Source organism: Paenibacillus larvae subsp. larvae, assembly GCF_002003265.1.
Classification (GTDB): domain Bacteria; phylum Bacillota; class Bacilli; order Paenibacillales; family NBRC-103111; genus Paenibacillus_H; species Paenibacillus_H larvae.
Genome location: NZ_CP019687.1, coordinates 2,454,588 through 2,472,785, shown reverse-complemented (window position 1 = coordinate 2,472,785; position 18,198 = coordinate 2,454,588). Strand labels below are relative to the sequence as shown.

The following is an 18,198-nucleotide window of genomic DNA, read 5'->3' as shown; positions in this document are numbered from 1 at the left end:
ATAGGTTCTCCCTGCGGGATACTGCCATCCTGATGGAAAGGAGCAATCCGCATGAGCATAACGGCAGCAAAGAAAAGGAAAATGACGAGGAAGGAACGTCATTATATGTGGCTGGGGCTGGCATTTGCTTCTCCGTGGATTATAGGATTTTTGGTTTTTACCGTTTACCCCTTTTTTGGCTCCCTTTACTTTAGTTTAACGGAATATGACCTGTTTAATTCCCCGAAATGGATCGGAATGCAAAATTATGTGAAAATATTTCAGAATAACCATTTTTATATCTCTTTAATAAATACGCTTTACATGGCAGGAATATCCATGCCGATAGGATTAATCAGCAGCTTGCTGATTGCCCTGCTTCTGAACTTTAAAGTAAGGGGTATCAGTTTTTACCGGACTGTATATTACCTGCCGGCAGTTATTCCGATTGTAGCCAATGCCATTTTATGGGCCTGGATGCTGAATCCGGATTTCGGCCTGATCAATATGATTCTAAGAGAGCTGCATATGCCGGACCCTGCCTGGCTTCTGGATCCCCGGTTTACCAAACCTTCCCTGATCTTAATGGGAATTTGGGGTTCCGGAGCCGGGTCGCTTATTTTTCTTGCCGCGCTGCAGGGGATTCCCCAGCAGTTCTATGAGGCAGCCTCTATAGATGGTGCAAGCAGGTGGCATAGATTTAGACATATTACACTTCCGGGATTATCGCCTGTAATTTTGTTCCAGATTATTATGGGACTGATCTCCGCATTTCAAATATTTACCGAATCGTATATCCTTGCAGGAGGGAAGACGGCCGATGCCAATCTGGGCGGTCCGGAGCAATCGCTGCTATTCTATGCTGTGAATCTGTACCAGGAAGCCTTCGTATACATCAAAATGGGATATGCTTCTGCCCTTGCCTGGATCCTATTTGTGATCGTAGTGATTCTTACCGCAGCCATACTCAAAAGTTCTGCCCGCTGGGTATACTATGGAGGTGAGTAAAGATGGCAAAAGATTTATCCGCCGTACCTTCTGCTCCTGCTTTTTCGCCTAAAACCAAACATAGCTTCGGCTATATCTTCAAGAAGACCATACTTCCTCATGCGGCATTGCTCCTGTTGGGCTGTTTTTTCCTCTTCCCTTTTATTTGGCTCATTATCACTTCTTTAAAAACACCCGCAGAAATATTTGAGATTCCGCCCCGCATTTTTCCGGATAAACCCCAATGGGTAAACTACCAAAATGCCGTTGAAGCGATTCCTTTTTTCAAATACATGGGGAATACTTTGCTTATTTGCGGGGTCAACATCATCGGCCAGCTATTTTCTGCCCCTTTGATCGCTTATTCCATAACGAAGATTCCATGGAAAGGCCGTAATATTATTTTTGCCATAGTGGTAGCGACGATGATTTTACCCCCCAGGTCCAGATGATTCCGGTATATATCATTTACGCTAAACTTGGCTGGGTTAATACCATTTTGCCCCTTACTATCGGCAGCTTCCTGGGAGCACCCTTTTATATTTTCCTGTTAAGGCAGTTTATGCTTACATTGCCCAACGAGCTGATTGAAGCGGCCAAAATTGACGGTGCCAATGAGTTTAGAATTTATTCCCGGATTATCCTGCCTCTGCTTAAGCCGGCACTGGCCACGATTGTACTTTTTACTTTTGTGGCAGCCTATACCGACTTTATGGGGCCGCTCATTTATTTGAACGATTCGGAAAAATGGACGATCAGTGTGGGACTCCAGGGATTTCTTCAGGATCACGGTGCCCAATGGGAGCAGCTGATGGCAGCCTCTGCTATATTTACGCTTCCCATGATCATTCTATATTTTTTCGGACAAAAATATTTCATAAAAGCCGGTTCAACGCTAACGGGGTTTAAATAAGCTTTACTCATTCCCTGAAACCCCCTGTCATATTTCTTTCTTTTGGAACCGCAAGTCATATTTTGTAAAAAAATTCATAAATGTGATATCTGATTTAGGCGTATTAGATCATTTATGTTACACTGGGCAAAAGAGATGTGAATCCTTAAAAACCCCGAATCGGCTCGGCATTTCATCTTCCGGAAGCACCAAGGATCTGATGGATGCTGTCCAGATTGCCAAGGCAAACGGCGACCTTATAATCTGTTTGACAAACCACGCCCGGTCTCCTATCACCCATCATGCCGATGTAGTACTTCTTGCTGCAGCCAAGGAAACTCCGCTTCAGGGCGGAGCATTTTCATCCAAACTGGCTCAGATTCATGTCATGGATATTCTATCAACCGCAATAGCTATCAGGCAGAAGGACCATACTTATACCGCACTTGAGAAGACTGCAAAATCTGTGTTGGATAAATTATATTAATCAGGGTTGGTTCTTTCACGAAAATACGAATTAAATCAACCATTAAAAAAATATGATTATTGACCCTTGATTAGTCATAGCTTATAATGGACACGAATTCTTGATCGGCTTCAAAATCTAAGCTTCTCTATACAAAAAAGTGGTGATATCATGGCGGAAACAAACGGATATGAAATCCAGAGAGTCCTTAGCAATAACGTTGTCCTGGTCCGGGACCCAAGCACCGGTTCGGAGATGATCTTAACAGGAAAAGGCATTGGATTCGGGAAAAAATCAGGCCAGCAACTTGACAATACGGATTCATTAATCGAGAAGAAATATGTTATGGAGTCGGAATCTCACTTGCAGCAGCTGCAGACTCTAACCAATCAGATCGATCAAGATGTAATCTCTATATCTGAAGATATTATTTCCATGATTGCGAATCAGATTACAGCCGATATTAATGAGCATATTCATATTGCTCTTCCCAGTCATATCCAGTTCGCTGTTTATCGCCTGAAACATAATGTGGATATTGCCAATCCGTTTTTGTACGAAATACAGTCACTATATCCCAGGGAATACGAGTTAGCTGAGCAGGCGGCTTATTTAATCTCCAGTCATTTTCATGTTCAGGTGCCGGAGAGTGAAGTCGGTTTCCTGGCCATGCACATACATTCGGCTGTTTATCATGTGTCTGTCAGTGAAATGGTACAATTCAATAACTTAATCAGGATAATGGTAGAGTATATTGAAAAGGTGAAACAAATCCGGATCAAGAGGGATACTCTTGATTATATCCGGCTGATTACCCATTTACGTTTTGCGGTGGAGCGGATCAGACAAGGCAAATCCAGCTATAATCCATTTCTGCAAAACCTGAAAACCGGTATGCCCGAAGAGTATGAAATTGCGTGCAAACTTTGCGAAATTATGCAGGAAAAGCTTCAGGTTGAAATACCTGAAGATGAGATCGGTTATATAACGATGCATTTATTTCGCTTGTTTCAGCAGGTTGACTCCAAGCAATAATTATGTTACGTTAATATCATAACTTAGCGTGTTACTAGTTCGACTAGGCATGAGCTGAAAGCGGATATTTAGATAAAACTTATCTATATGTCCGTTTCGGCTCATGCCTTTTTGTAATTCTGGGAACACTTAGAATACATCGCTTAACTAGGAGGAATTACATCATGTTTGGTTTTGGAAAGAAGAAAAAAACGGTCGAAGTTGCTGCTCCGCTAACAGGAAATACTGTTTCTTTAGATCAAGTTCCTGATCCTGCTTTTGCTCAGAAAATTATCGGCGACGGGATAGCAATTGAACCATCAGAGGGGGTGCTGGTTTCCCCGGTAGATGGAAAGGTTATTCACATTATTGACAAATCTTATCACTCTTTGGTAATCGGACATGAGTCTGGATTGGAACTGCTTATGCATATTGGAGTAAACACGGTTCAGCTTCAAGGAAACGGTTTCAAACCGCTCGTGAAAAACGGAGACGTTGTGAAAAAAGGCCAGCCTGTCATTGAGTTCGATATGGCCAGCATCAAGGAAGCCGGTTATCCCGTTATCACTCCTGTTGTTATTGCCAATGGTGATGCTGTTAAGGAATCCACTTTCTTCACAGGCAGTGTAACCGCAGGAAGCAGCACAATCATGGAAGTCGTTCTTAAATAAAATCTTTATCTTATTTTTCAAATTCTGAGGGGGATACAAGCTATGTTAGGTTTTCTGCAAAAAATCGGTAGATCCTTAATACTTCCCGTCGCTACTTTACCGGCCGCAGCTATTCTGCTGCGGTTCGGTAATATCGACTACATCAAGGACTTCCACATGGGAGATACTGTTGGCGGATTCTTAAACCAGTTCGTTCAGCCGTTCCTGAATGCCGGTGGAAGTGCCATTATGGATAACCTGCCACTCATTTTTGCTGTCGGGGTTGCGATTGGGTTTGCCGGCGATGCGGTTGCGGCGCTGGCTGCGGTAATTGCTCACCTGGTATTAACTAAAGTTCTTATTGCAGTTCCGAAAGCGTTTGCTTTTATTCCGGCCGATATGAAGCTGGATATGGGAGTACTGGGCGGTATTCTGGCCGGTGGTATTGCAGCCTATTTCTATAAGAAATACCACGATATCAAGCTTCCGGAATGGTTGGGCTTCTTCGGGGGCAAACGTTTTGTTCCGATCATCACGTCACTTGTTATGGTATTTGTAGGTCTGATTTTCGGACTGATTTGGGGGCCAGTTCAGACCTGGCTCGATTCCTTCGGAAACTGGGTAGTAAGTCTTGGTGCCATCGGTTCCGGTGTGTTTATGGTTGCCAACCGTCTCCTGATTCCTTTCGGTCTTCACCATATTATTAATACCATCGCATGGTTCCAAATCGGTTCCTTTACCAATGCGGCAGGTAATGTGGTGCACGGTGACATTCACCGCTTCTTTGCCGGCGATCCATCTACGGGAATGTTCATGACCTGTTTCTTCCCGATCATGATGTTTGCTCTTCCGGGCGCTGCGCTTGCGATTATTCATACGGCGAAGAAAGAAAAAAGAAAAGCGGTGTCTTCCATCTTCATCGGTACTGCTTTTGCCGCTTTCCTGACAGGGATTACAGAGCCGCTTGAGTTCTCCTTTATGTTCCTGGCTCCTGTCCTGTATGTGATTCACGCTATTTTAAGCGGTTTATCCGGGGTAATTATGTCACTCCTGGATGTGCGTCTCGGTTTCGGTTTTTCCGCGGGCCTTATTGACTACATTCTCAACTGGCCTCTTGCTTCGAAGCCAATCATGCTGATTCCGGTCGGTTTGGCCTATTTTGTTCTGTACTACTTCCTGTTCCGGTTTACCATTGTCAAATTCAACCTGAAAACCCCAGGCCGTGAAGATGATGACATCACAGAAGATGGGCAGGATGGTTCAGAAACGGGAGGCTCCAGCAGCCTTCGCGACAAGGCGGAGAAAATTGTACCTATGCTCGGAGGTAAAGAAAATATCAAGAGTATTGATGCTTGTATTACCCGGCTCCGTCTTGTCCTGGAGGATGATAAAAAAGTGGATGAGAAAGGCCTCAAGTCTCTTGGTGCCGCCGGTATTATGAAACTTGGCGGTGGCAGTGTGCAGGTTGTCTTTGGTACCCAATCTGAACTGATCAAGGAAGAAATGTTAAAACTGTAACTCTGCTAATCATCAAAATCTATATCAGGCAGGAAGCGCGACGGATACGGCCTCTGTAAAGAGAGGAACTGTAAGTATCTTGTTAATTTAAGGGCTTCCTGCCCTTTCGTTTTGACGCCTGCAAAAACTTGGTTAAGGTTTCTCTTCTTTGCCAAGTGGGAAAGGGGAATCAAACCCGTTATAATAGAAAAAGGACTTCATAGAGCATGTACAAAAGGAGTGGAGAGATTTGGAATTAAAAGGAATAGCTGCAGCTTCCGGATACGCCATTGGTCCGGCCTTTATTCTTCAGCATGTGGAGGTAGAGGCGGAACGCTGTGAACTTGCAAGCGGTGAAGTGAAAGCGGAAGTAACCCGTTTGGAAGAAAAGGTACAGGAGGCTATCGGACAGCTCGAAAAGATTAAGGCGGATACAGAGAAAAAACTGGGTGAGGACCATGCAGGCATCTTCGCTACTCACATTCTGGTTCTGCAGGACGAAGAATATATAGGACAGGTTATAGCTAAAATACAGGAAGAGAAAGTAAATGCGGAATATGCTTTAAAGCAGGTTACCGAAGAACTTGTAACGATTTTTGCAAGCATGGATAATGCTTATATGAATGAGCGGGTTGCCGACTTTAAAGATGTGTGTAGCCGGGTTCTTCAACTGCTTGCCGGCGTGACATCCCGCTCCCTGGACGATTTTGAAGAACCGGTCGTACTGATTGCAGACGATCTGGCACCTTCCGATACCGCTCAGTTGAACCGGGACAAAGTTGCCGGATTTGCAACTAATATCGGTGGTCGGACTTCCCATTCCGCCATTATGGCGCGTTCCATGGAAATCCCGGCTGTAGTGGGATTGAAAAAAGCGACGGAAGAGATCAAGGATGGCGATTATGTTATCCTCGACGGCAGCAAAGGGGTTATCATAATCAATCCGGAAGAAGATGTTCTGAAAGCTTATCAGGAACAGCTTGTGAAATATGAAAAAAGGCTGGCGGAGATCCGCAAATATAAAGATCAGCCATCCATCAGCCAGGATGGACATCATGTGGAGCTTGTCGCTAATATTGGAAATCCGCAGGATGCTTTGGGAGCCAGAAACAATGGCGCTGAAGGTGTCGGCCTTTACCGGACCGAATTCCTGTACATGGGACGTAATGACTTTCCGTCCGAGGAAGAACAGTTCGAAGCTTACAAAAATGTAGCGGAAATTATGGGGGCTGAGAAGCCTGTTGTTATCCGTTCCCTCGATATCGGAGGAGATAAGGAGCTTCCTTATCTGGATTTGCCGAAGGAGATGAATCCGTTCTTGGGCTATAGGGCCATCCGTCTGTGCCTGGACCGCAAGGATTTATTCAAAACACAGCTTCGTGCTATTCTCCGGGCCAGTGCCCATGGAAACATCAAGCTGATGTATCCGATGATTTCTTCCCTTTTCGAACTTAGGGAAGCGAACCGGATTCTGGACGAAGTGAAGAAGGAACTGGCTGCCGAGAATATTCCGTTCAATTCCGGCATGGAAGTGGGAATGATGATCGAAGTGCCAGCCGCCGCTGTTATTGCGGATCAATTAGCCAAAGAAGTGAACTTTTTCAGCATCGGTACGAACGATCTGGTGCAATACACCATGGCTGTTGACCGGATGAACGAAAAAGTGTCCTATTTGACCCAGCCTTTCAATCCGGCTATACTTCGTTTGATTCATATGGTTATTTCGGCTGCCCATAAAGAAGGAAAATGGGCGGGAATGTGCGGAGAAATGGCCGGAAACCTGACGGCTATCCCGATTCTGCTTGGCCTAGGCCTGGATGAGTTCAGCATGAGCGCAAGCTCTGTACTTCCGGCCCGTGTGCTGATTAATAAGCTGAACAAGAAAGACATGGACAAGCTCGCTCAGCAGGTACTAAATATGGAGAATGCGGAAGAAATCCAAACCTTCGTGCAAAAGCAAGTTCCTGGAGTGACCGAACTGCAAATGTAAAGGCGATAAGAAACATACTTCAGGGGGGCACTATTCGAACGACTAAAAGAAAAGCTATATCAAGATGACATCTGTATTCACAGGTGTCATTTTGGTTTTTATGCTGCTTAGAAGTTATAATAGCAGATTTATTGTCTACTCAAGTGTTTACAAACTTGTTTAGACAAGTTATATTTATCATAAGTTATTATTTCCACAGAAAGAAAATGATGGTATATCTATATACAAAATTTTGATTAAAAGGTTATATTTGTTTATTTATTATAAACGAAAATTGCACATAATTATAGACTAAATTTGTGAAAAAAATGAAACGATATTAAAAAATATCATTAAGAGGTATTTACAATTTGCGGTATAAATAGTATATTCGGGAAATAATTCTACTTTTATTTGAGAAAGGAGAGATTTGCAATTGAAGAATGTAAAGGGGAGGTGGAATAAAAAAACATTGCATCAGAAAAAGATTTAGGTTCACATTTAGCTACGGAACTAGAGTGAATGTGGGGGAGCGGAAACCTGTATTTTACCAAAATAAGGATATTATAAACATGAGCGAATCAGGGATACCCCTTCCATTAGGAACTGCCACTGGATACATATAACAACAATTCTTCCACGTATTTTATGAACAGTTTCATGCTTATGCAGTAGAAAACTAGTATCCAATCAGGTTAATATTCTTGTTTTGTTTTCGTAGAATTGTTCACATGAACTTTTTTTGCTTGCCGTCATGCGGGAGGTTTTGAGTTCTCACAGAGTTTGTGTTTCCTGCTTGAACCCTCGCGATAAGATGATGGGAAAGAAAACAATATATTGTAGAGGGGGAAGAGGAAATAAGTTGAAGTAAAAATTTTTCAATCGCATGATTTGTCTGATTATTTTAAAGGTGTTAAACGTTATGTAATAGATGCGATATTATTAAAGAAATAAGGAGATGGAAGTATTGAAGAAAAAATTATCGGGTGTTGTAACATGTACGTTATTAGCGTTTACGTGTTTAAATGCCATAGTTCCTCCTGCTTATGCACAAAATGAGGGAAATCAAACGATAGCAACGCAAGGAACACAAGAAAAGGAAATGGATCGAACTGGTTTGCTGGGTTATTATTTCAAAGGAAACAATTTTAATGAGCTTGCACTGTTCGCACCAACGCGGGATAATACCCTCATTTATGATCAAGAAACAGCTGATGCATTATTAGATAAGGATCAACAAACCTATCAGTCGATTCGTTGGGTTGGTTTGATCCAAAGTAAGGAAACAGGTGATTTTACATTTCAATTATCTGATGACCAAAATGCGAAAATCAAGATAGATGGACATCTAGTTTCCAACCAAGGCACAGACAAACAAGTCGTGCATTTAGAGAAAGACAAATTGGTGCCGATAAAAATTGAATACAAGCCCGAAGGAAAGCTGGATAGCAATAATCAAACTTTTAAAGAACTGAAGCTATTTAAGATCAACAAGCAAAATCAAATGGTGCCAATCCAACAGGAAGAAGTAAGGAATCCTGATTTTAATAAAGAAGCTAAGTCTTCTCTAAGAAAAAAAAGATCCGTTCTGTCTGATGACCAGTCAATAGATGACGATGATACCATAGATATAGATACAGATAACGATAAAATCCCTGATGTTTGGGAAGAAAATGGATATACGATTAAAAATAAACTAGTTGTGAAATGGGATGACTCTTTAGCGGCGAAAGGATATACCAAATTTGTATCCAACCCCAACGAAGCTCATACAGTGGGAGATCCCTATACCGATTATGAAAAAGCAGCCAGAGATTTGCCTTTAGCCAATGCCAAAGAAACATTTAATCCTTTAGTAGCTGCTTTCCCCAGTGTGAATGTAAATATGGAAAAGATGATACTGTCTCCAAACAAGGATTTATCCGAAAGCGTTCAGTCCAATTCATCTACGAATTGGTCGTATTCAAATACAGTAGGAGCTTCTGTTGAAATTGGTTTTTCATTATTTACGGGCCCTTCCTTCGGAGTTAGTGCAAACTATCAGCATTCTGATACAGTAGCGCAGGAATGGGGATCCTCTAATGGCACTTCTTCCCAATTCAATACAGCTTCAGCAGGATACTTGAATGCGAATGTCCGGTACAACAATGTTGGAACGGGTGCCATCTATGATGTAAAGCCTACAACGAGCTTTGTCATAGGTAATACTACAATTGGAACAATTACAGCAAAGGCCAATTCTACAGCATTAAGTCTAACTCCAGGAGCAAGTTATCCGAAAAAGGGGCAAAATGGGATCGCTATAAACACAATGGATGACTTTGGTTCCCATCCCATTACGTTAAATAAGCAGCAGCTAAGTGATCTCTTAAATAATAAGCCTATTAAGATTGAAACCAATCAGACAGATGGTAAGTATATGATAAAAGATGCAGATGGGAAAATTAAGGAGGGCGGTCAATGGAATGGGATTACAGAAGAAATCGAGGCAAGAACGGCTTCTATTATAGTAGATACAGGAAACAAGTTGAGTCCGTATAATTGTGTAAAAAGCTAGGTTCCAAAAAATGAAAGGAGCCATATTCATAGCCCTCAGTTAGAATAATGTTGGGACACAAAATTCTAAATATACGAGGTGTTATGAAATGGCTCAATACCAGATTAACGTAGATTCGCAGCTTTTGCATCAACTATTTTTGGGAAATTCTCAGGATGCGGGTGTAGCCAAGCTGCTCGAGTCTGTACTGAACCAAGTCTTACAAGCACAGGTGAGTGAACAAGTGGAAGCAGATCGTTATGAACGAACAGAGAATCGAAAAGCGTACCGGAATGGATCGTATCCACATGGGCTGCATACGCGGGTGGGAACCATTACACTAAGTGTTCCGCGCATCCGTGGTGGGAAGTTCACGACAGAGCTCTTTAGTCGTTACCAGAGAAGTGAACAAGCGTTAATCTTAGCGATGATGGAAATGGTCGTAAACGGCGTCTCTACGCGTAAAGTCTCGCAAGTAACCGAAGAACTCTGCGGAACCGAGTTTTCTAAATCCACTGTTTCAGACCTTTGTAAGCGGCTGGATCCCATCGTAACTGCTTGGAATAATCGAAGCCTGGCAGACAGCCTCTTTCCGTTTGTTCTCGTAGATGCGATGTATCTCAAGGTCCGTGAAGACGGTCGTGTACGCTCACGAGGCATCATGATTGCCATTGGTGTAAACACCGAGGGCTATCGTGAAGTCCTTGGCCTGATGCTGGGTGACACAGAATCTGAAGCAAGCTGGAGTGAGTTTTTCAGCTCTCTAAAAGGACGTGGATTACGAGGTGTGGATCTCATTACCTCCGACGATCATGGCGGCCTTGTACGCGCGGTACGGCAGCAGCTGCAAGGGGTAACATGGCAGCGATGCCAGACTCACTTCACGCGAAATGTATTAGAAGCCTCACCCAAAGCCTTGAAGGATGAGATCCATGGCCGTCTACGGTCGATTCTAGATGCTCCTGATACTGGAACGGCAAGGTTTTTATTAAAACAGACCTTAGCGGCTTATGAAGATAAGGCGGGTAAGGCGATGGGCGTGCTGGAAAGCGGATTTGACGATGCTACCGCCGTCTTAATGCTGCCAGAGCGTTACCGAAAACGGCTGCGCACGACAAATAGCGTTGAGCGTCTCAACGAAGAGGTTAGACGCCGGGAACGTGTCATTCGCATCTTCCCAAACCGTGAATCCGTGATTCGTCTTATTGGTGCTCTATTGATGGAACAGGATGAAAAATGGGCAGCCGGCAAGAAATATCTCGACATGACCGAGTACATGGAATGGCGGAAGGATCGGCCAAAGTCCGATGCCAAAGTGACTCGCATTATGTAGCACAGTCTAGCTGAGGGAATTTACACACAAATTTGGACTTGATCCAGGAAACAATATTTCGGAAAAAAGGGTAGCCGCTAAAGATTACGAAAATCCGGAAGATAAAACCCCATCGTTATCCTTAAAAGAAGCATTAAAATTAGCCTATCCCGAAATTACTGAAAAAGATGGATTATTATATTATCATAAAAAACCAATCTATGAGTCAAGTGTAATGACATTTTTGGATACCGATACGGCAACAGAAGTGAAAAATCAGTTAGACGCGACGTCCGGATCTTTTGCAGATGTGAACCAATTATATGATGTGAAGCTTACACCCAAAATGAATTTTACGATTAAACTGGCTTCACTGTATGATAGTGCTGAAAGTGATAGCCCTCTAGGAAACTGGATTTATACTGATCAAGTGGATGGAGGTAATACAGGGAAAAAACAATATCAATCAGCGGATCGTAATACAAGTTTAATTTTCTCTTCAGAGGCCAAGAGTAAGTTGAATAAAAACAAAGCTTATTATCTGAGCATGTATATGAAAGCTGATTCGGATACAGAGCCCACAATAAAAGTAAAAGGCCAAAACTCTACAATCGCCAGTAAAAAGGTCAAATTAAACAATAAGAGATACCAAAGAGTGGATATTCTTGTGAAAAATAGGGGTAAAAATCCGATAGATCGAATAAGTGTAAAAGGTGATAGTAAAACCAATGTGTATTGGGATGATATTACAATTACAGATATATCATCCATAAAACCGGATAAAGAAATTCGGGAAACAAATAAGGATCACAATATGGCTATAGATATATGTGAGGGTATAACGGATAAAGAAATCCAAGAAATGTACAAGGATTACAGTGAAACAAAAAATGGACATTATATAAATGCTGTCACGTTTAAAAATATAAAACTATTAAAGAAGGATATAAAAAAATACAGAGTTGAAACTGTTCAGAGATACGGATTTGATACTAAAAAAATCAGAAGCAGTTATTCAATTGATAACAACGGCAATGTAAAAGTTAATCTTCTTGATCACATAGAAACTGATGAAAACATAATTAAGATTTATGTTATAACAAAAGATGGCAGAAAAATACAAATTTATGGGAAATAAGCTATTTTTGAAGAAATAAGTATTGAAGAAAAAATTATCGGGTGTTGTAACATGTACGTTATTAGCGTTTACGTGTTTAAATGCCATAGTTCCTCCTGCTTATGCACAAAATGAAGGAAATCAAACGATAGCAACACAAGGAACACAAGAAAAGGAAATGGATCGAACTGGTTTGCTGAGTTATTATTTCAAAGGAAACAATTTTAATGACCTTGCACTGTTCGCACCAAATAGGGATAATACCCTCATTTATGATCAAGAAACAGCTGATTTTAAGATAAATGGACACCTACACAGAAAAGGGTGGTTCAATTAATCAAGACCAACAAACAGCCAAATGCTTTCTAAAGGAAGCCTTGGCTGTTTTGTACGTGTGTAAACCTGATGTAAGGAAGGACAGAAGATTGTGCCTTTTTAATACAGATACAAGTCTTTTGATTTATCAATATTTCAGATGATAAGGAGAGATTTCAAACAATCTAAAGCTTAAAAGTATTTAGAGTATATTTTATATTAAATCAGTATCAGTATAAACCAAAAAGTCGTTTCCATACAGATTTTTTTTCTTTTGCAGCCGCTATGGCACGCTTTGTTTCTCTGAGCTCCATCAGAATCTGAGTGATTCGTTCATCCCTATTTTGCAGGGCTCCTTCTATCTTGTTTTGTTGTTCCGTGACACGGTCGGATAAATCTTTGTTCATGGCAATTAATTCATTCATTCGTGCAAAAACTTCATCCAGGAGAGAGGAAGAGGGAGCAGCAGGCAAGGTTTCTGCCGCCGCCGCAACCGGAGCAGGGGAGGAGGCCTGTTCAGCCAAAAATCTGGAAGCTACCATTTCCGCACTCTTCTCTACTGTCATTCCGGACCTTTCTCTTAATGTAAACAGCTGTTGAAGTGCCATTGCATCCACATCGGAATAAGTACGGCGATCCTTATCATCCCGGCTAATGATGTAGCCGGCCTTTTCAAGAGCCAATGCATATTTGCGAACGGTAACGGTCTCAATTCCAAGCATAGCCGCCATATCTTTGGTGGTATGCCACGCATTCTCCATTATTATTTCATTCATCACTGCTCATCACCTCACTGCCTAATAAGTTCTACAAAGAAGGGGCAAATCCTACAAGGAGCTTTGTCATGACTCTTATATAAAAAACGGAAACCTTCGCCAAAACACGAGAGACCTCGTCTAATAAAATTAGCGAATGAAATCGAAATGAAGAGGGATACCTGATGAATAGTTCTATTGGACTATGCTTTTGTATAATATTTGGTATGATCAAAGTGAAAATGATTCTTAAGTATGAGAAAAATAAAAACCCGTTCTATAGAAAAGAACGGGTTCATAGTCAAATTTACAATCCGCGTTTATACTGACGGGGTACTTCTATATCGGCTCCAAGAGCCTTTGCGGCATGAAGACTCCAGTAAGGATCACCAAGCATTCCTCGGCCTACGGCAACAAGTTCTGAATCTCCGCTCGCTACAGTCAGTTCTGCCACATTATAGTCTGATAAGTTCCCTACGCTCATAACAGGGATATTCACATGATCTTTTATATGACGGGCAAACGGAACCTGATAGCCGGGGTCTTTCCCATTACTTGGCCCTTTAGCGGACTCTCCTCCTGAGGATACATCGAATAAATCTACACCGGCTTCCTTGTATTGTCTGGCGAGATCGATGATATGATCCAAGCCGTATCCTCCCTGTTCATATTCGATTGCGGATACACGCATGATGAGTGGCATACCCGAAGGCAGCTCGCTCTTTACCGCCTGGATCACTTCAATACCGAATCGCGCCAGGTCCTGCCCGTAGATATCTTCTCTTTTGTTCGTCAATGGAGAATGAAATTGGTGGATCAAGTATCCGTGGGCACCATGCAATTCAACCGTATCGAATCCTGCCTTAACCGCACGTTTTGCTGTATCTCTGAATTTCTCCACAAGCTGCTTGACTTCATCTGTAGACAGGGCACGGGGTTCTTTGTAAGAGCTGCTGAAGCGGATAGCCGAAGGGGCTACAGGAATAGCAGCATCTTCTGCTTTGCGGCCGGCATGGGCAATTTGTATGGCTGTTTTGGCGCCATGTTCATGACAGGCGTCGCTGATTCGGGCGAACGCATCTATTTGGTCATCCGACCATAGACCGAGGTCATAATCGGAAATGCGCCCGTCCGGTTCCACATCCGTCATTTCCAGCATAATCAACCCGGCACCTCCAACGGCACGGCTGACATAATGAATATAGTGCCAGTCATTTGGCTTTCCGTCTTTGGCCGATACTGAATACTGACACATCGGAGACATGACAATCCGGTTTTTGAGTTCCAGTTTCTGCAAGGTATATGGGGTGAATAAATGGGCCAACGTTTCTCCACTCCTTTTCATTTAAAAATCGTGTTTAAGTTCTCTTTTTTATTATATACCCATTTTTCCTATAAACCTAATCCGAAATTTGTTCAGGAATCTCCGTTTTCCCGAACTCTTTGGTCAATTGCTCCAATCCTTCTTTCAATCTTTCCCGCCTCCTTCTCGTGAGCATATATATAGATTTATAGGATTACCCGTCTAGTTTTTTCACTAATTTTTTATAATTGGTCCGCCTGTCTGATAAAAAATACTTTGCACAATTACAGCGGAGGTAAAAGCTTTGATGGCATCTCCGATCAGATAAGGATAACAACCCAGAACCAGTGCTTTTCCTAAAGATATTTGAGCAGAATGGGCCAGCCAGGGTACTCCCGTCACATACAGCAGTCCGGAACCAAAAATGAGCATGATGAAAAAAACAAGAAGGAATCCCGCAATACCTTTTACAGTCACATGTCGGATAATCCATCCGATGAAAAGAGCGACAAATGGATAAGCCCAAATAAATCCGCCTGTCGGGCCAAACAGTAATGTCGGGCCGCCGGCTCCGTGCAAGAGAGGCAATCCCAGAGCCGTCAGCAAGACTACTGAAAATACACTGAAAAATCCATACTTAGGACCAAGCAGGGCCCCGGAGAGCATGATCACAAAATTAACCAGTGTAATAGGTACAGGGGAGATACCTAGTTGGATGTTGACAAAACTAAGTGCAACCAGCAGTGCAGCAAACATAGCACTAAACATGATGCCGCGAACAGTAAATCCAGATGTTTTCATTGCAGTTTCTCCAATCTTTTGTTAACTTTTTGTTGTGGGTTTTTGGTTAACAATCGGATTTTACCATAGAAAATAGAGCTTGAAAAGGCAGTGGAGGGGATTTTTGTTGGAAGAGGAAGAAAAGACGAAAAGGCCATATAGTCTTCGCCAGGCAGAAATTTGTATAGAACGTGAAGGAATGACCTTTCCAATACTGGCGGATTTGGATATGGAGCTTCGCCAGGGAGAATGGCTTGCGCTGATCGGGCATAACGGCAGCGGGAAGAGTACGCTTGCCAAGGTCATTGGAGGCTATATCCCCCTGAACAGAGGTGAAATCGATAAGGGATGGCTCGAGGGGAATGTTGTACGTATGGTTTTGCAGCACCCTGAAACACAGCTCGTGGGGGAAACGGTACATGAGGATATCCTGTTTGGTTTAGAACATGCAGGCGTACCTGTTCGCGAGATGGAGCATAGGGCTCTTTCCGCTTTGAAACAAGTAGGGCTGGAAGATTGGCTTGACTCTCCATGCCGAGTACTCTCAGGCGGGCAAAAGCAGTTGCTCGCTTTAGCTGGCTGTATCTCGGCAGGGTCCAGCCTTCTGATTCTGGATGAGGCCACATCCATGCTTGATAAGGCGTCCAGATCCGCCGTAATGAAACAAGTGCAGGAGCTTAACAAAAGAGGACATACGGTCATTTGGATAACCCAATGGATGGAAGAATTATATCCGGCCGATCGCGTTTTGGCCTTGCATCTAGGGCGAAAGATATATGACGGCGCCCCCATTCCTTTTTTTTACGAACGGCAGAAAGAAACAGGTTTGACTGCATGTGAAGATCTCGGATTTGTCTCCCCCTATGCAGTTCGTGTGACGCAAAAACTTGCAGAGCAGGGAATTGTACTGCCTGATTATCCTCTGTCTACTCTAAAATTGGCTGATATGGTGGAGAAGTATGGGAATACAATTTGAACAGGTCAGTTATCATGTGATCGGACAGGCCACGGGATCTTGTCCTTCCGGAGCAGTTACCCTGATTACCGGGCAAACAGGAGCTGGAAAATCTACACTGCTGGATTTGCTTACAGGATTAAGTAAACCAGATGAAGGGACAATTACTTACGAAGGTGAGCCATTATGGCACCGGGGGAAAGTAAACCGGAACCTGTTAAAGAGAATCGGGGTTGTCTTTCAGCAGCCGGAAGATCAGCTTTTCGCCACGAAAGTGAAGGGGGAGTTCGATTATTCACTGAAACCGTGGAAACTGACTAAAGAAGAGAAAAGGCAGCGGACGGAAGCTGCTCTTATCCGTATGGGGCTTGACCCTGCTATCCTGGAATTGAACCCTTTTGCCTTAAGCGGAGGCACCCGGCGGAAAATAGCCATGGCAACGACATTAGCGGCTGCACCGGACTGGCTGCTGCTTGACGAACCTTCGGCGGGATTGGATGCTAAAGGGATCCGGCAGTTGCAGGAGCTGCTCACAACCTGGAAGGGCAAGGAAAATGGCGGGGTAGTTATCGTAACCCATGACCTGGACGCTTTCCTGCCGGTTGCCGACCATGTGCTCTTGCTGGACCGCGGGCGCCTAATCACGGCTTGCACCCGCGATGAGCTGTTGAAGCGGCCGCAGCTGCTAAAAAGCATTGGCGTCGGATTGCCGGAAAGCTTGCGGCTTAAGGACCTTCTTCAGGCCCGAGGGGTCTATATCTCGGGATCTGAAGCTCCGGAGGCAGCTGCCGAGGCTATCGCTTCCCAGCTCCACGCTCCATGCAGGTCTCCTGTGGCGACCATGGAGTCTGCCTGTACGACGGCATTGCCGGAACCGGCTTCACTTCAGCCTCCAGACACCGAAGCCGGAGGCCCCGGCGGCATGATCGGGCGCATCGATCCTCGCAGCTTGTGGCTGCTGTTTATGCTCGTTTCGGCCGGTATCTTCATGCAGCGCTCCTGCTCCGGATTACTCGTAGCGGGTATACTGACGGCTCTGCTGATCGGTTTGTCCCGTGTTCCGTTGGCACCGGTTTGGCGGGGTGCCAAGGCCTTTTTCCTCTTTATGGCCATAGCTGCTGCGATTGCCGGATTGCGCTTATCACCAGAGCCGGGATACCCTTTTATTGCTTTTTCTTTCCAGGCGGCCGGGTCGACCTTGCTGCATGTAACCAGGCTGCTGCTTGTTCTGCTGCTTGGCCTGACACTTCCTCTTGCCGTTAGTTATTTACGCATGAAAAAAGGATTGGAACAGGGGCTGGCCGCACTTTCCAGGATTGGACTTCCCGTTGAAGCCCTGGCGCTTGCCGCTTCTCTCATTCTGCGTTTTGTACCGGTGATCTCTGGGGAATGGAAAAGATTTGCACGTATTGCCCAGGCCCGCGGGAAAAACGGCAGGCGCAAAGAAGCCCCGGGAATAAGGGATCTTAGGGTAATGATGGTTCCGCTCTTGTTTTCATTAATCCGGCATGCGGAGGCCTTGTCTTTTGCTATGGAAATGAGAGGTTATACCCGTTTGGATAAGCAGTTCAGAGTCCGTGATCCACTGGTTTTTTCCTCTGTTGATCTAGGCGTAGTCCTTTTGGCGATAATTCTGTTTACCGGACTTGTATTCCTCCGCTTTGTTTAAAA

At 43.7% G+C, this 18,198-nt stretch carries 14 protein-coding genes and 3 pseudogenes; 14 read left to right on the top strand and 3 right to left on the bottom strand.

What is annotated here, in order from left to right:
- Nucleotides 1-51: 51 nt before the first annotated feature.
- The 12 genes and pseudogenes from BXP28_RS12895 (at nucleotide 52) to BXP28_RS12845 (ending at nucleotide 12,756) form a co-directional block, all read left to right on the top strand.
- Complete coding sequence (locus BXP28_RS12895; RefSeq protein WP_036655223.1) at nucleotides 52-987, top strand: carbohydrate ABC transporter permease; 936 nt, start codon at nucleotides 52-54, stop codon at nucleotides 985-987.
- A 2-nt stretch (nucleotides 988-989) separates the two neighbouring features.
- A pseudogene (locus tag BXP28_RS12890) lies at nucleotides 990-1,879 on the top strand (carbohydrate ABC transporter permease).
- A 163-nt stretch (nucleotides 1,880-2,042) separates the two neighbouring features.
- Nucleotides 2,043-2,345 (top strand): annotated as a pseudogene (locus BXP28_RS12885) (MurR/RpiR family transcriptional regulator); the annotation flags it as partial.
- A 150-nt stretch (nucleotides 2,346-2,495) separates the two neighbouring features.
- Nucleotides 2,496-3,359 carry a glucose PTS transporter transcription antiterminator GlcT gene (gene glcT / locus BXP28_RS12880; protein WP_023483392.1) on the top strand — a complete coding sequence of 288 codons (864 nt, stop codon included), beginning with the start codon at nucleotides 2,496-2,498 and terminating at the stop codon, nucleotides 3,357-3,359.
- A 164-nt stretch (nucleotides 3,360-3,523) separates the two neighbouring features.
- Complete coding sequence (locus tag BXP28_RS12875) at nucleotides 3,524-4,009, top strand: PTS sugar transporter subunit IIA (RefSeq protein ID WP_023483391.1); 486 nt, start codon at nucleotides 3,524-3,526, stop codon at nucleotides 4,007-4,009.
- A gap of 42 nt (nucleotides 4,010-4,051) precedes the next feature.
- On the top strand, nucleotides 4,052-5,506 hold the full coding sequence (gene nagE, locus BXP28_RS12870; protein WP_023483390.1) for an N-acetylglucosamine-specific PTS transporter subunit IIBC: 1,455 nt from the start codon (nucleotides 4,052-4,054) through the stop codon (nucleotides 5,504-5,506).
- 229 nt (nucleotides 5,507-5,735) lie between these two features.
- Nucleotides 5,736-7,475: a phosphoenolpyruvate--protein phosphotransferase gene (gene ptsP / locus BXP28_RS12865; protein ID WP_023483389.1), complete on the top strand. Its 1,740-nt coding sequence runs from the start codon at nucleotides 5,736-5,738 to the stop codon at nucleotides 7,473-7,475.
- A 946-nt stretch (nucleotides 7,476-8,421) separates the two neighbouring features.
- Nucleotides 8,422-10,011 (top strand): binary toxin-like calcium binding domain-containing protein, encoded by a 1,590-nt coding sequence (locus BXP28_RS12860; RefSeq protein WP_174567576.1) that lies wholly within the window; start codon nucleotides 8,422-8,424, stop codon nucleotides 10,009-10,011.
- A gap of 88 nt (nucleotides 10,012-10,099) precedes the next feature.
- Complete coding sequence (locus BXP28_RS12855; protein WP_023483236.1) at nucleotides 10,100-11,323, top strand: IS256 family transposase; 1,224 nt, start codon at nucleotides 10,100-10,102, stop codon at nucleotides 11,321-11,323.
- Between the two features lie 10 nt (nucleotides 11,324-11,333).
- Nucleotides 11,334-11,537 (top strand): annotated as a pseudogene (locus BXP28_RS24280) (hypothetical protein); the annotation flags it as partial.
- Nucleotides 11,538-12,440 (top strand): hypothetical protein, encoded by a 903-nt coding sequence (locus BXP28_RS12850; protein WP_023484803.1) that lies wholly within the window; start codon nucleotides 11,538-11,540, stop codon nucleotides 12,438-12,440.
- Between the two features lie 22 nt (nucleotides 12,441-12,462).
- Complete coding sequence (locus BXP28_RS12845; RefSeq protein ID WP_036655218.1) at nucleotides 12,463-12,756, top strand: hypothetical protein; 294 nt, start codon at nucleotides 12,463-12,465, stop codon at nucleotides 12,754-12,756.
- Nucleotides 12,757-12,964: 208 nt separating this feature from the next.
- On the opposite strand, the gene BXP28_RS12840 is transcribed toward BXP28_RS12845, so the two are convergent.
- From BXP28_RS12840 to BXP28_RS12830, 3 genes are all read right to left on the bottom strand, one after another.
- Nucleotides 12,965-13,510 carry a DUF3967 domain-containing protein gene (locus BXP28_RS12840; RefSeq protein WP_036655216.1) on the bottom strand — a complete coding sequence of 182 codons (546 nt, stop codon included), beginning with the start codon at nucleotides 13,508-13,510 and terminating at the stop codon, nucleotides 12,965-12,967.
- Between the two features lie 286 nt (nucleotides 13,511-13,796).
- Nucleotides 13,797-14,813, bottom strand: a complete 1,017-nt coding sequence (locus BXP28_RS12835) for an NADH:flavin oxidoreductase/NADH oxidase (RefSeq protein ID WP_036655213.1) — start codon at nucleotides 14,811-14,813, stop codon at nucleotides 13,797-13,799.
- 213 nt (nucleotides 14,814-15,026) lie between these two features.
- Nucleotides 15,027-15,593: a biotin transporter BioY gene (locus BXP28_RS12830; protein WP_023483386.1), complete on the bottom strand. Its 567-nt coding sequence runs from the start codon at nucleotides 15,591-15,593 to the stop codon at nucleotides 15,027-15,029.
- A gap of 106 nt (nucleotides 15,594-15,699) precedes the next feature.
- On the opposite strand from BXP28_RS12830, the gene BXP28_RS12825 reads away from it, so the two are divergent.
- Together BXP28_RS12825 and BXP28_RS12820 are read left to right on the top strand one after the other, a co-directional pair.
- On the top strand, nucleotides 15,700-16,548 hold the full coding sequence (locus BXP28_RS12825) for an ATP-binding cassette domain-containing protein (protein WP_051427931.1): 849 nt from the start codon (nucleotides 15,700-15,702) through the stop codon (nucleotides 16,546-16,548).
- Entirely contained in the window at nucleotides 16,532-18,196 is a 1,665-nt protein-coding gene (locus BXP28_RS12820) for an ATP-binding cassette domain-containing protein (RefSeq protein WP_023483384.1), read from the top strand. The genes BXP28_RS12825 and BXP28_RS12820 overlap by 17 nt, the downstream gene beginning before the upstream one ends.
- Nucleotides 18,197-18,198 lie beyond the last annotated feature (2 nt).

Bases quoted from the DNA above. Each gene is read 5' to 3' on its own strand.
- BXP28_RS12855 (WP_023483236.1), top strand. From the start codon at position 10,100: ATGGCTCAATACCAGATTAACGTAGATTCGCAGCTTTTGCATCAACTA.
- BXP28_RS12830 (WP_023483386.1), bottom strand. From the start codon at position 15,593: ATGAAAACATCTGGATTTACTGTTCGCGGCATCATGTTTAGTGCTATG.
- BXP28_RS12850 (WP_023484803.1), top strand. From the start codon at position 11,538: ATGACATTTTTGGATACCGATACGGCAACAGAAGTGAAAAATCAGTTA.
- BXP28_RS12875 (WP_023483391.1), top strand. From the start codon at position 3,524: ATGTTTGGTTTTGGAAAGAAGAAAAAAACGGTCGAAGTTGCTGCTCCG.
- BXP28_RS12895 (WP_036655223.1), top strand. From the start codon at position 52: ATGAGCATAACGGCAGCAAAGAAAAGGAAAATGACGAGGAAGGAACGT.
- BXP28_RS12820 (WP_023483384.1), top strand. From the start codon at position 16,532: ATGGGAATACAATTTGAACAGGTCAGTTATCATGTGATCGGACAGGCC.
- nagE (WP_023483390.1), top strand. From the start codon at position 4,052: ATGTTAGGTTTTCTGCAAAAAATCGGTAGATCCTTAATACTTCCCGTC.
- BXP28_RS12840 (WP_036655216.1), bottom strand. From the start codon at position 13,510: ATGAATGAAATAATAATGGAGAATGCGTGGCATACCACCAAAGATATG.
- glcT (WP_023483392.1), top strand. From the start codon at position 2,496: ATGGCGGAAACAAACGGATATGAAATCCAGAGAGTCCTTAGCAATAAC.